The organism is Bacteroides sp. FSHCM14E1 (assembly GCF_019633785.1).
In the GTDB taxonomy this organism is placed as follows: Bacteria; Bacteroidota; Bacteroidia; order Bacteroidales; family Bacteroidaceae; genus Bacteroides; species Bacteroides hominis.
On record NZ_JADKYL010000003.1, the window covers coordinates 267211 to 282065 of the forward strand.

At 46.7% G+C, this 14855-nt stretch carries 9 protein-coding genes; all 9 read left to right on the forward strand.

Annotated elements, in window-relative coordinates:
• Window positions 1-375: 375 nt before the first annotated feature.
• Complete coding sequence (locus ISX59_RS06820) at window positions 376-1545, forward strand: exo-beta-N-acetylmuramidase NamZ domain-containing protein (protein WP_005811900.1); 1170 nt, start codon at window positions 376-378, stop codon at window positions 1543-1545.
• A 43-nt stretch (window positions 1546-1588) separates the two neighbouring features.
• Complete coding sequence (locus tag ISX59_RS06825; protein WP_220575752.1) at window positions 1589-3037, forward strand: sodium:solute symporter; 1449 nt, start codon at window positions 1589-1591, stop codon at window positions 3035-3037.
• 12 nt (window positions 3038-3049) lie between these two features.
• Window positions 3050-6100: a xanthan lyase gene (locus tag ISX59_RS06830; protein WP_220575753.1), complete on the forward strand. Its 3051-nt coding sequence runs from the start codon at window positions 3050-3052 to the stop codon at window positions 6098-6100.
• A 111-nt stretch (window positions 6101-6211) separates the two neighbouring features.
• Entirely contained in the window at window positions 6212-8083 is a 1872-nt protein-coding gene (locus ISX59_RS06835) for a PQQ-binding-like beta-propeller repeat protein (protein WP_022011022.1), read from the forward strand.
• A gap of 417 nt (window positions 8084-8500) precedes the next feature.
• The gene (locus ISX59_RS06840) at window positions 8501-9967 is read left to right on the forward strand and encodes a glycosyltransferase family A protein (protein ID WP_005811909.1); all 1467 of its coding nucleotides are present in this window, start codon (window positions 8501-8503) and stop codon (window positions 9965-9967) included.
• Entirely contained in the window at window positions 9964-10896 is a 933-nt protein-coding gene (locus tag ISX59_RS06845; protein ID WP_220575754.1) for a DUF4922 domain-containing protein, read from the forward strand. The genes ISX59_RS06840 and ISX59_RS06845 overlap by 4 nt, the downstream gene beginning before the upstream one ends.
• Window positions 10893-12206 (forward strand): SpoIID/LytB domain-containing protein, encoded by a 1314-nt coding sequence (locus ISX59_RS06850; protein ID WP_220575755.1) that lies wholly within the window; start codon window positions 10893-10895, stop codon window positions 12204-12206. The genes ISX59_RS06845 and ISX59_RS06850 overlap by 4 nt, the downstream gene beginning before the upstream one ends.
• Before the next feature lie 15 nt (window positions 12207-12221).
• The gene (locus tag ISX59_RS06855) at window positions 12222-13520 is read left to right on the forward strand and encodes an MFS transporter (protein ID WP_005779073.1); all 1299 of its coding nucleotides are present in this window, start codon (window positions 12222-12224) and stop codon (window positions 13518-13520) included.
• Window positions 13521-13562: 42 nt separating this feature from the next.
• Window positions 13563-14837 (forward strand): exo-beta-N-acetylmuramidase NamZ domain-containing protein, encoded by a 1275-nt coding sequence (locus tag ISX59_RS06860; RefSeq protein ID WP_220575756.1) that lies wholly within the window; start codon window positions 13563-13565, stop codon window positions 14835-14837.
• The last annotated feature ends 18 nt before the right edge of the window (window positions 14838-14855 follow it).

The window sequence follows — 14855 nt, forward strand, 5'->3', positions numbered from 1 at the left end:
GAACTAAATGCCCCAATGAAAGAAATATATCCGGCTATGTGAATACATTTTATGAACAACTCTTAGGATATGATAATGGCACAGGCTGCGGAGAATTATACTTTAAGACATTATCAATTGCGTAAAATCCGCAATTAGGCCTCAACATCCCCGGTTGGTAATCAGGGATACTCAGCAAAATACAAAGCCCATTCTATTCCTATAACGATTTGAACCATAGAAATAGGAAGAGTTTTATATTTTACCTTATAGCTTCAGACAAAGATTCAATTTGCAAATTATTGATTATAATATAAAATATATCTGAATATATGTTTTTGATATTAAAATAAAGACTATCTTTGCTACAAAGAAATTCCTGCTAATACTATTTTTATGAAAAAGATCCTACTTATACTCACTTTATTATGCAGTACTCTCTTTTGTCAGGCACAAAAGAAGGAGGTAATTGTAGGTGCCGAGCAAACCAATGAATACTTTCCTATCCTGAAAAATAAGCGAATAGCTATTTTTTCCAATCATACCGGAATGATAGGAAACAAGCATCTTCTGGATGTTTTGCTGGAAAACAAGTTCAATGTAGTCGCTATTTTCTCTCCCGAACATGGTTTCCGAGGGAATGCCGATGCCGGTGAGCATGTATCCAGTACAGTAGATTCAAAAACAGGAGTCCCCATTCTTTCTCTCTACGATGGAAAATCCAAGAAACCCAGTGAGAGTTCCATACGAAAGTTCGACATATTGATTGTAGATATACAAGATGTAGGGCTGCGCTTCTATACTTATTACATATCCATGGTACGGCTGATGGATGCCTGTTCTGAATACAACCGCAAGGTTCTTATCCTGGATCGCCCCAATCCGAATGGGCATTATGTCGATGGACCAATATTGGATATGAAATATAAATCAGGAGTAGGCGGATTACCTATTCCCATTGTACATGGAATGACACTGGGTGAGTTAGCCCTGATGGTCAACGGTGAGGGTTGGTTGCCCTCCTCACGGACTTGTGATGTGACAGTCATTCCTTGTAAGAACTACACTCACCAGACGATGTATCGCCTGCCCATTCCTCCTTCACCTAACCTGCCGAATATGAAAGCGATCTACCTATATCCTTCTACCTGCTTCTTTGAAGCGACCCCGGTAAGTCTGGGACGCGGGACTAGTTTACCTTTCCAAGTTTACGGACATCCTAATATGACCGGATACAACTACAGTTTTACTCCTCGAAGTGTCCCAGGAGCAAAGAACCCACCACAACTCAATAAATTGTGTCATGGAGTAAATCTAAGCAATCTCAGCGACGAAGATATATGGAAAAAAGGAGTAAACCTAACCTACATAATCGATGCCTATCGTAATCTAAATATGGGGGACCATTTCTTCAGACCATTTTTTGAGTTGCTGATCGGTACGGACTATGTACGTAAAATGATAGAAGAGGGCAAAAATGCCGACGAAATAAAAGCAAGATGGAAAGAGGATGTCGAAAAGTTCAAAGTACAGCGAAAGCCTTATCTACTCTATCCAGACAATTGATTAACTCTTAACCGGAAATATTATATTCATTAATCTGAAAAGCATGACACCTATAGCGGTATTAATCACTATTGCTGCTTATTTCCTGATATTGTTTACCATTTCATACATTGCAGGAAGAAAAGCTGATAACGAAGGGTTCTTTGTGGGTAACCGCAAATCGGCTTGGTATGTGGTAGCCTTTGCCATGATTGGTTCCAGCATATCCGGAGTCACCTTTGTATCGGTTCCCGGCATGGTTGGAGTCAGTAATTTCTCATACTTGCAAATGGTACTTGGTTTTGTAACCGGACAAATCGTTATAGCCTTTGTTTTGATACCCTTGTTCTACCGGATGAATTTGGTATCCATTTATGAGTACTTGGAGAGCCGTTTCGGAACCTCTTCTTATAAGACAGGAGCATGGTTTTTCTTCATCTCCAAAATGCTGGGAGCAGCTGTACGGTTATTCCTCGTATGCCTCACATTACAATTTCTGGTTTTCGGACCTTTTCACATGCCTTTCATCCTGAATGTCATTCTCACAGTAACATTGGTCTGGCTCTACACATTCCGTGGAGGAGTGAAATCATTGATTTGGACTGATTCACTGAAAACATTCTGTCTGGTAGTATCCGTCGTATTATGTATTTACTACATTGCCACTGATCTGCGGCTCAGTTTCACAGAGATGATTTCCAGTATCTCCGACAGTTCCCTGTCACGTATGTTCTTTTTTGACGACGTAAATGACAAACGTTACTTCTTCAAGCAGTTTCTTGCCGGTGTGTTTACAATGATAGCCATGACAGGACTCGACCAAGATATGATGCAACGTAACCTAAGCTGCAAAAACTTCAAAGACTCACAAAAGAATATGATTACCAGCGGCATCTCCCAATTTTTCATCATCCTCTTATTTCTGATGCTGGGAGTACTGCTCTACATCTTCACGTCACGCCAGGGCATCACAAATCCGGCAAAAAGTGACGAGCTTTTCCCTATGATCGCTACAGGTGGATATTTTCCAGCCATTGTGGGCATCTTGTTCATCATTGGGTTGATTTCAGCAGCTTATTCCGCAGCAGGATCAGCCCTGACAGCACTGACTACCTCGTTCACCGTAGACATACTGGGAAGCAAAGGGAAAACAGAAAAGACTGTACAAAAGATACGTAAACGAGTACATATCGGCATGGCGGTCGTGATGGGAATTGTCATCTTCGTATTCAATCTACTGAATAATACCAGCGTTATTGATGCTGTCTACATCCTTGCCAGCTATACATATGGCCCTATTTTAGGCCTGTTCGCCTTTGGCATTTTTACTAAAAAACAAGTACGTGACCGATATATCCCCCTGGTAGCCATCCTCTCACCCATCCTCTGTTTCATTTTGCAAAAGAACTCGGAGACCTGGTTCAATGGTTATCAATTCAGTTACGAACTACTGATATTTAATGCTTTGTTCACTTTTATAGGACTATGCCTCCTGATTAAGAAAACCAATTAACTTAACACCACAATGAAACCAATTCGCACTTCCCTGATTCTGCTGCTTGCAGCCGGCTTATTCCCACAAGCCGCAGCAGCGCAAGACCTGCCCAAAGACCTACGCTCCCAAGTAGGTGAGCTCCTGAATGAAACTGCCCGGAAAGAAGTTTCTATCGGGAAAATCCTTATCGATTCTATCAGTATGGAAAAAAACGAACTGATATTTTTCGCTAACATGAACTGTTCATACATTCCTTTCCGCGAAAACAACGTAGCCGAAATCTATCAGAGCGTAAAAGCGCTGCTCCCCCCAGAGTTGAGCAAACGGAAATTACAGATCCGGACAGACCACCATGCCATCGAAGAACTGATCCCCCTGGCACTTCGAAGTAAAAAGGGCAAGATGAAAACTCTGACATTCAGCCACAAAGTAGACAACCCCCTGATTACCAGGTTATCTACTCCGTATGCCCCCACAAACGGATTACAGAACCGGCACATCGCTTTATGGCAAAGTCACGGCTTTTATTACGAACCGAAGCTAACCCGTTGGGAGTGGCAGCGTGCACGTATTTTTCAGACCGTAGAAGATCTCTACACTCAAAGCTATGTACTCCCTTTCCTTGTTCCGATGTTAGAAAATGCCGGAGCGACTGTCCTTCTTCCTCGTGAAAGAGACTGGCAGACAACTGAAATTATTGTCGACAACGATGGATGCAGAGACGGACACTCAATTTATACAGAACAAAACGGCAGTAAGGCATGGAGCAACGGAACCGAAACAGGATTCGCCCACCTGAGGGCAACGTACAAAGACTTTGAGAATCCCTTTTGCGAAGGCAGTTACCGCCAGACAGAAACGATTAAGAAAGGAACCGCAAGCATTGCCGAATGGATCCCCGCAATTCCCCGGTCAGGCCGATATGCTGTTTATGTCTCCTATAAAACGGTGGACAACAGTACAGACGATGCTCTATACACCGTCTATCACCAAGGCGGCACATCACAGTTCAAAGTAAACCAGCAGATGGGAGGAGGAACCTGGGTCTACTTAGGCACTTTTAGTTTCAGTGCAGGCAAAACCGATCATAAAGTCGTCCTCAGCAACCAATCCTCCAAAGCGGGCCGTCTGGTGACAGCCGATGCTGTAAAAATAGGCGGTGGTTATGGAAACATCGCCCGCAGTATCTCTGAAGAAGGGGGTGTAGATTATCCTTATGAGATCAGTAACTACCCTCGTTTCTGCGAAGCAGCACGCTACTGGATGCAATGGGCAGGCATACCGGATAGCGTTTACTCAGACAGTCGCGGTAAGAACGATTATACCGATGACTATAAATCACGTGGAATTTGGGTGAACTATCTCGCCGGAGGTTCGGCTGCCAACCCCACTGAAAAAGGACTGAATATTCCCATAGACATGGCTTTCGCCTTCCATTCAGATGCCGGCACCACCTATGGTGACACCATTATCGGCACATTAGGTATTTTCCAAACCTCTGCCTATGACGGGATATATGCAAATGGCACTTCACGGTATGCCTCCCGGGACTTGTGCGATCTGATACAGTCCAACATCGTGAAAGACATCCGCACTTTGCATGAACCGGAATGGACCCGCCGGGGAATGTGGAACCAGTCCTATTATGAGGCCCGTGTGCCACGAGTACCAACCATGTTGCTTGAACTCCTGTCTCACCAGAACTTTGCCGACATGCGTTACGGACTGGATCCCCGTTTTCGTTTCACCGTCAGCCGTGCCATCTACAAAGGAATGCTGCAATTCCTCTGTTCCCAATATAAAATGGATTATGTGGTACAGCCTTTGCCCGTCGATTCTATAAGCCTGCGCTTCATAGAGGGCAACCGGATAATGCTTTCATGGCAACCGGTAGACGATCCGCTGGAACCTACCGCCAAAGCAGACCAATACATCGTATATACCCGCATTGGAGAAGGAGACTTTGATAATGGCGTGATCGTAGACACTCCGGATTACCAGACAAACATCCCTTCAGGCGTAGTTTGCAGTTTCAAAGTAACCGCCCTCAACAAGGGAGGTGAAAGTTTCCCGTCCGAAATTCTTTCTATCGGGAAAGCCCTCAACGAAAAGGGAACAGTACTGGTAGTGAACGGGTTTAGCCGAGTCAGTGGTCCGGCAGACTTTACGGCAGATGCAGACACCCTGGCCGGATTCCTTGACGAACTGGACCACGGAGTACCTTACCAGACAGACATCAGCTATATTGGTCCGATGAAAGAGTTTCGTCGACAGATCCCATGGATGGACGACGACGCCTCCGGATTCGGCGACAGCTATGGTACGCACGAGACAATGGTAATTGCCGGAAACTCATTCGACTATCCGGCTGTACATGGAGAGGCGATTCTGAAAGCAGGATATTCATTTGTATCGTGTGGTCTCACTCCCTGCTCTTCACTCAAGAAGAAGAACGGGAGAGATAGTATCGCCAACCAGACGGATGCTGCGTCAGGGGGCATTCCTGTCCTGCGGATGAACGACTACAAATACGTAGACCTGATTTTGGGTAAACAATGTCAGAGCAAGATGGGACGGGAAGGAGTAAAACCATTGGAGTTTAAGACTTTTAGCGAAGAAATGCAGAATGCCATCTCAGATTATTGCCGGACAGGGGGTAATTTCTTCGTATCGGGAGCCTATGTAGCATCGGACCTATGGGATAATCGTTTAGCGAAAGCGGACGAAAAAGACAAGAAGTTCGCGATGGAAGTATTGAAATACAAATGGCGCACAGGACAAGCCGCCCGTAACGGAAAAGTGAAAGGCGTTGCTTCCCCATTCCCTGCAATCAAGGGAAATTACACATACCATCAGGAGTTGAATCCGGAATCGTATGTCGTAGAGTCGCCCGATGCCATCGAACCGGCCGTCCGGGGAGCATTCACCGTATTGCGATATTCGGAAAACAACCTGAGTGCCGGTATAGCCTATAAAGGAGATTATAAGACCTGTGTATTGGGATTCCCGTTCGAATCGGTACGTACCCCCGAAGAGAGAGAACAGTTAATGAAAGCCATACTGGCTTTCTTTGAACAATGATAACACAGGTGGAGTAACTGCACGTATAGGGTGCATACCCTCATCAAGGCAGCAACCGTCCCACTGACAAGAAACTGAAAAGTGTAGTAATAACAAATAAAATCATCATCTATGAATAGAAGGCTTTCTACATTCGTAATCATTTTGTTTTTCCTGTTGCCTGCCGCCGTGCAGGCACAGGCAACAGGTTCTTTCCGCTTTGCACAACTGACGGACATACACCTCAGTCCCAACAACCCGAAACCGGCAGAAGATTTGAAACGTTCTGTCGAACAGATTAACACCACGCCGGGAATAGACTTTGTATTAGTCACCGGAGACCTCACCGAAGAAGGTGACCGTGCCACCATGTTGCTTGTAAAGTCCATACTCGACCAGTTGAAGGTGAAATACTATGTCATACTGGGTAATCACGAAACCAAATGGAGCGACTCCGGATGCACCGCGTTCAGCGATATTTTCGGAGGAGAGCGATTTGAATTTGAACACAAAGGCTTCCTGTTCCTTGGATTCAATTCCGGTCCGCTAATGCGCATGGCCTACGGGCATGTAGTGCCGCAAGACATCACATGGATGAAACAGGAAATGAACAAAGCAGGGAAAGACAAGCCTGTGATTCTAGTCACCCACTACCCCATGCTGGATGGAGATGTTGACAACTGGTATGATGTCACCGATGCCGTGCGTCCCTACAATATCCGCACCTTTATCGGAGGGCACTATCACCGTAACCGTCTCCTCTCGTACGACGGGATTCCGGGCATTCTCACCCGCTCGAACCTGCGGGACAAAGATGGCATAGGCGGTTATGGCATATTTGATGTCACTCCGGATTCTATTATCACTTACGAACAGCGTATCGGTGAACCGATGAAACGATGGGCTGCCTTGTCACTCACTAAACCTTATTACGACCGTTCCGGAAAAGCAGTGAAATATCCCAGTTTCGCGGTGAACGAAGAATATCCACAAGTGAAAGCAGACTGGTTAGTGCAGACCGGAGCCGGTATTTACTGCTCACCTGCTGTCTGGAAAGACAAAGTCTATGTCGGTGACGACTTGGGTTTTCTGACCTGCTATACCTTGAAAAGCGGACAGAAATTGTGGAATTTCCAATCCGGGAAACGTATTGTAGGCACTCCCGATGTAGCCGATGGAGTCGTCGTCTTTGGCTCTGCCGACCATAACATTTACGGCCTGGATGCCCGAACCGGTAAAGAACGTTGGCGGGTGACCGCAGGAGAACCGGTATTAGGAGCCGTAACCATTGAAAAAGGAGTTGCTTATATCGGTGCCAGCGACTCCACCTTCCGTGCCATCCACATCAAAAGCGGAAAGGTGTTGTGGAGCTATGCCGGCATCAAGGGCTATGTTGAGACAAAACCTCTGATAGAAGGAAACAAAGTCATATTCGGTGCATGGGACAATACGCTCTATGCCCTTGACAAGACTAACGGCAAGGAACTCTGGAAATGGACCGGAGGACTCACCCGCATGCACTTCTCACCCGCTGCCGTATGGCCGGTAGCTGCACACGGAAAAGTATTCATCACCGACCCGCAACGTGCCATGACTGCCATCAACCTGGAGACAGGAGAAACTGTATGGCGTACCTTCCAGTCGATGGTACGCGAAACCATCGGATTATCCGCCGACAAAAAAAGGATCTATAGCAAAACAATGAATGACAGCGTAGTCTGTTACTCCACCATCGGAGACGTCCCGAAAAAGCTCTGGGCCTCTAATGTCGGTTTCGGCTATGAACATGCCCCATCCATGCAGATGGAAAAAGACGGCATAGTGTTCAGTAGTACCAAAGAAGGACTTATCTTTGCACTGGAAGCAAGCACCGGGCAGGTACTGTGGAAACATAAGATCGGTAATTCACTGATTAATACCGTGATTCCCGTCAGTCGCCACCAGGTACTGTTTACAGCTACCGGCGGCGAAGTGGGAAGACTCAACTGTTCTCCCCTCCCGTAATGAGGAGAATAGAGAGGTTCATCCGGTAAATGCGTAGTTTAATAAATAGCTCTATTTATCAACGCGTTACATTTACCGGCTTTTTCGAACGGATGTAAAAGCATTTACCTCGGCGTGTAACGGCTTTTACTCCGGCATGTAAAACCTTTTACCCCGGCATGTAAAGCTCTTTACCCCGGTATGTAAATGGAGTGATCATGCGGAGTGAATGGAGTGATCGTGAAAAGAGACGAACGCTTTATTCCGGTTATCGGAATTATGCATCTATCGGATGAATAAAAAAAGAGACTACCTGCCTTAGTGACAGGCCGGAAGACAATAAAGAGAGAAAAAAATGAAATAATAACAATAATAATCGGCAGTATCCCTCCTCCCCTCCAATGTAGGAGAGATTTTGGGAGAGACCGTCAATCGCTTATGGAATCAACAATCAATTGCTTCATCCCCTATGCGGGAGTGGCACAAGCAGAAAAAACAGTTCAAGGATTACAGGCTACAGATTTAGTGAAGAAAATCTACCTCCTCGCCACCTCTCCCGACATCGATCCACTGCCGGGATGCGAACTGCTCTATGTGGACAAACTCACTGACAGTGCTGCCATGTACGCCATTGCTGAGCGTTCCGATGCAGACTATGCATTACTCTATACCAAACATACCACACTCGAGTTGGGCATGTTCGCACTCGAACGGATGATTCATATCGCCAAAGACTCGGGAGCCGGCATGGTATATGCCGACCACTATCAGGTGACGGAAGGTAAGCAGAGCAATGCCCCTGTCATCGACTATCAGTTCGGAAGCCTCCGTGACGATTTTGACTTCGGCTCTGTACTCCTATTCAAGGCCTCAGCCCTGAAAGAGACTGTCAAGAGGATGAAAACCAGTTACGACTTCGCCGGTCTCTATGACCTGCGCCTCAAACTATCGCAGAAATATCCGCTGGTACACATCAACGAATATCTCTACTCGGAAATAGAGAATGATACCCGCAAGAGTGGTGAAAAGATATTCGATTATGTAGACCCGAAGAATCGTGAACGGCAGATCGAAATGGAAGCAACTTGCACCGAACACCTGAAAGAGATAGGCGGTTATCTGAAACCGGAGTTTGAAAAGATAGAGTTCAGTGCCGATAACTTTGAATACGAAGCTTCCGTGATAATCCCGGTACGTAACCGCATCCGCACCATACGCGATGCCATCCGTTCGGTGCTCAGCCAAAAAACAGAATTCAAGTTCAATCTGATCGTTATCGACAATCATTCTACCGACGGCACTACCGAAGCCATCGACGAATATAAAGAGGATGACCGCCTGATTCACCTCATTCCCGAGCGTAACGATCTGGGTATCGGCGGTTGCTGGAACCTGGGCGTGTACCATCCCCTGTGCGGCAAGTTTGCCGTGCAACTGGACAGTGACGATGTATATGCTCACGAGAGAGCGCTGCAACTGATGGTCAATGCCTTCTACGAACAGAACTGTGCCATGGTAGTAGGCACCTACATGATGACAGACTTCGATATGAACATGATTCCGCCGGGCGTCATTGACCATAAAGAGTGGACCCCGGAAAACGGACGCAACAATGCGCTCCGTATTAATGGTCTGGGTGCTCCCCGTGCATTCTATACACCGATGCTCCGCGAAGTGAAAGTGCCCAATACCAGCTATGGTGAAGATTACGCATTGGGACTGAATTTCTCACGCCGCTACCAGATCGGCCGTATATACGAAGTTGTCTACCTCTGCCGCCGATGGGACGATAACTCGGACGCCTCACTCGACATTGTGAAGATGAATGGACACAACCTTTACAAAGATCGCATCCGTACCTGGGAATTGCAGGCACGGATCGCATTAAACAAAAAACAAAGATGAACAAGGAATTACAGAACCTGCTGAATGAGCAGCTCACCTCGTGGGAAATGGCGCAAAAGAATTACGATGCGTTGAAGCGTGTACGTGTAAAAGAGGTAGAAGTGAATGGCTGTCTTTACAAAGTGCAATTCAACCCGGCACGCATTGTTTCATCGGCAGCCAAAGTAGACAGCAAGTCGATTCAGGAACGTAAGTGTTTCCTGTGTCCGGCCCATCTTCCGCCAATGCAAAAGGGGATTCCTTTCGGAGACCATTATCAGATATTGGTCAATCCGTTTCCCATATTCCCCAGGCACCTGACAGTTCCCGAACTACAGCACGTCGACCAGCGCATCTTGTACCGTTTTGCTGATATGCTCGATCTGGCTGATTGTGCGGAAGATTATATTGTCTTCTACAACGGCCCCCAATGTGGCGCATCAGCCCCCGACCATATGCATTTCCAGGCCGGTAGCAAAGGCTTCCTTCCCATCGAACAAGAATGGAAGGGGAAAAGGGCAGAGAAAATAATTACCAATGAAGCTGCCACTCTATGGGCACTGGACGACTCTCCCCGTACAACACTCTTAATTGAATCGGAAAGTAAAGAGGCAGCCGTCACACTGTTCAACGCCGTATACGGAGCCATGAATCTCAAATCCGGCGAAGAGGAGCCGATGATGAATGTATTGGCATGGAAAGAACGAGGCAAACAGATTGTCTGTATCTTTCCCCGCGCCAGACACCGCCCTGCATGTTATATGGCCCAAGGAGATACCAATATACTGATCAGCCCGGCGTCAGTAGATATGGGTGGCGTTTTCATCACTCCATTGGAGAAGGACTTTGAGAAAATCACAGCAAATGATATTGCCGACATTCTCAGTGAGGTATGCTTGAAACCGGCAGACTTCCGTGCATTGATAGAACGCATAAAACAACGATCATGAAAGAACCTAAAGTACAGGTCGGCATTTTGTCCGAACCTCAAATCGAATTCATACTGCTGAACTCTTACCATATCAAAGGAAAAGAGATTGCCGGCAGACAGGTCGTGACCTATGTTGACGGACAAATCCGCTGGCAAGGACACCTTTATGACGAATTGCTGTTTGAACCCATGCACGAAGAAAGTGATGCTTTCGAATTACTGAATGTCACCATCGGCATTAACTTCCATTGGGAACGGAAAGAAGACCAACGCTTTATGGGAGCATTGAAAATCATTGTCGAGAACGAAAAGCTGACAGGGATCAATGTAATTCATGTGGAAGACTACCTGACCAGTGTCATCTCATCGGAGATGAGTGCAACGGCAAGCCTCGAACTGCTGAAGGCCCATGCAGTGATCTCAAGAAGCTGGTTATTGGCCCAAATTCATAAGAACAAAGCAATTACGGCATCTCAAAGCCTCTATTCAGCTTTCACACAGACCGGCCAGGAGCTTATCAGATGGTACGACCGTGAAGATCACACCCACTTCGACGTTTGCGCCGACGACCATTGCCAGCGCTACCAAGGCATCACCCGTGCCTCAACCGAAATGGTGAGGCAAGCCATCGCTGCCACCCGCGGACAAGTACTTATGTGGAAAGGAAACATTTGTGACGCCCGTTTCTCAAAATGTTGCGGCGGTGCTTTCGAAGAGTTCCAATATTGTTGGGAAGGTATCAAGCATCCGTATCTTTCCAAGCAAAGAGACAGCAAAACAGGATCCGGACTGCCCGATCTACGGGTAGAGTCCGAAGCCGACCAATGGATTCGAACCTCACCCGAAGCTTTCTGTAACACAAAAGACAAGAAAATATTGTCTCAGGTTTTAAATAACTACGATCAGGAGACCACCGACTTCTATCGTTGGAAAATAGAGTATAAACAAGATGAACTTTCCGAGCTTATCCTGAAACGTTCGGGCATTGATTATGGACAGATACTCGACCTGATTCCGGTGGAACGGGGAACCTCCGGACGGCTTGTCAAGTTAAAAATCAGAGGGAGCAAACGGACCATGACTATCGGTAAGGAACTGGAAATACGCCGTACACTCTCTACATCTCACCTTTACAGTTCCGCTTTCGTCATCGACAAGGCAGATATCGTGGATGACGTACCGGGACGGTTTATCCTCACCGGTGCCGGATGGGGGCACGGAGTAGGACTTTGCCAAATAGGAGCAGCCGTCATGGGCGAACAAGGTTACCCATACGATACTATTTTATTGCATTACTACATCGGTGCAACGATAGATAAACTTTATTAAACACACACTCTTATCATGAAAAACAAGACCATATCACCATGGGCATGGATTCCGACCCTGTACTTTGCACAAGGATTACCTTATGTAGCCGTAATGACTATTTCGGTAATTATGTACAAGAATCTGGGTATCTCCAACACGGATATTGCACTCTACACCTCCTGGCTCTATCTGCCCTGGGTCATCAAACCCTTTTGGAGCCCGTTTGTCGACTTATTGAAAACCAAGCGCTGGTGGGTAATCAGCATGCAGTTGCTGGTTGGTGCCGGACTGGCAGGAATCGCTTTCACCATACCCATGCCAAATTTTTTCCAGACTACCCTTGCCATCTTCTGGCTGGTGGCCTTCAGTTCGGCTACGCATGACATTGCTGCCGACGGATTTTATATGCTGGCACTGAACGTACAAGACCAGGCACTTTATGTAGGGATACGCAGTACTTTCTATCGCATTGCCACAATTGCCGGACAAGGTTTGTTGGTGATGCTTGCCGGCGGCCTGGAAATATGGACAGGCAGTATTAAATACGGATGGAGCATCACCTTCTTTATCCTTGCAGGACTGTTCCTTGCTTTTTGCCTCTACCACAAATGCGTATTACCGAAACCTGACAGTGACAAAGCAGTAGTAGGTGAGAACAGCGCAAGCGCCATTTTCAATGGATTCATAGAAACCTTTGCCTCTTTTTTCCGCAAAAAACAGGCTGGAGTAGCCATCCTCTTTATGCTATTCTATCGCTTCCCTGAAGCACAGTTAGTGAAGCTCATCAACCCATTCCTGCTCGATCCTGTCGAGAAAGGCGGATTAGGACTGACTACCGCCGAAGTAGGATTGGTTTACGGAACCATCGGCATCATCGGACTGACATTAGGAGGCATCGTCGGCGGTATTTGTGCAGCCAAAGGAGGACTGCAAAAATGGTTGTGGCCAATGGCATGGAGCCTGTCGCTGACCTGCCTCACCTTTGTATATCTGGGTTACTTCCAGCCACAGAACTTTGTGATCATCAACCTGTGCGTATTTATCGAACAGTTTGGTTACGGGTTTGGATTCACAGCCTATATGCTTTACTTGATTTACTACTCTGACGGAGAACATAAGACGGCGCACTATGCCATCTGCACTGCTTTCATGGCATTAGGCATGATGCTGCCGGGCATGGCCGCCGGCTGGTTACAGGAACTGATCGGATACGAAAACTTCTTTATTTGGGTAATGGCTTGTTGTGCCGCCACAATTGCCGTATGTGCCTTCATCAAGATAGACCCCGATTATGGGAAGAAAAAAGAGAATATTGCCGAGGAGAAGAAATAAAGTTACTCCAGACATTGTAGGATAACTAAAAAAGATAAGATTATGACACATAAAAGAAGTATATTGAGACTTTTGCTCATTCTTTTTATCCTTGTTTCCAATACTCCCCTTTCCCAAGGGATGGAACCAGGTGTAAAACCTCCGGGAATCCGTATCAAAACAGGTATTGAAGTCCTAAAAGAACAAAACTTCAAATGTCTTGAAGGGAAACGTGTAGGACTGATCACCAACCCGACCGGTGTAGACAATCAGTTGCGGTCCACTATCGACATTCTTCATGAAGCGCCCAATGTCAACTTAGTGGCTCTGTACGGACCGGAGCATGGTGTACGGGGTGATATGCATGCCGGCGACAAAGTGGATAACACGAACGACCCCACTACCGGACTACCCGTTTATTCACTCTATGGCAAAACGCGTAAGCCGAGCCCCGAAATGCTAAAAGACATTGATGTATTGGTATATGACATACAGGACATCGGCTGCCGCTCGTTCACCTATATCAGCACCATGGGAGTGGCTATGGAAGCTGCCGCCGAAAATGGTAAAGAGTTTATTGTCCTTGACCGCCCCAATCCGATAGGCGGATTAAAAATAGAAGGGAATCTCGTAGAAGATGGATACATATCTTTTGTCAGCCAATTTAAAATTCCGTACCTTTACGGACTTACTTGTGGCGAGCTTGCACTGATGCTCAATGGAGAACAAATGTTGGGCAGGCCATGCAACCTGCATGTTGTGAAAATGAAGGGGTGGAAGCGAAAAATGGATTATGTACAGACAGGACTCCAATGGATTCCTTCGTCCCCACACATCCCGCATCCGCATTCCGCTTTCTTCTATCCCGTTTCGGGGATACTCGGCGAACTGGGCTATATGTCGATTGGTGTGGGTTATACCATTCCGTTCCAGATGTTTGCCGCTCCTTGGATAGAGGCAGACAGGTTGGCTGATAACCTGGACCGTCTGAACCTGCCGGGAGTGATATTCCGTCCGATGCACCTCAAACCCTTCTATTCGGTAGGCAAAGGGGAACATCTGCAAGGCGTACAAGTACATATTGTGGACTTTAATAAAGCTGCACTAAGCGAGATACAGTTTTACGTGATGCAGGAAATAGCTGTACTCTATCCGGGCCGGGCCGTATTCGACCATGCCGATAAAGGACGTTTCCGTATGTTCGATCTCGTCAGCGGCTCCAAAGAAGTACGCGAACGTTTCAGTCGGCGCAACCGCTGGGAAGACGTCCGCGATTATTGGTACAAAGACGTTGACGACTTCCGCCGGCTGTCGAAGAAGTATTATTTGTATAAATAAAAACTGGGACCGAGGAGT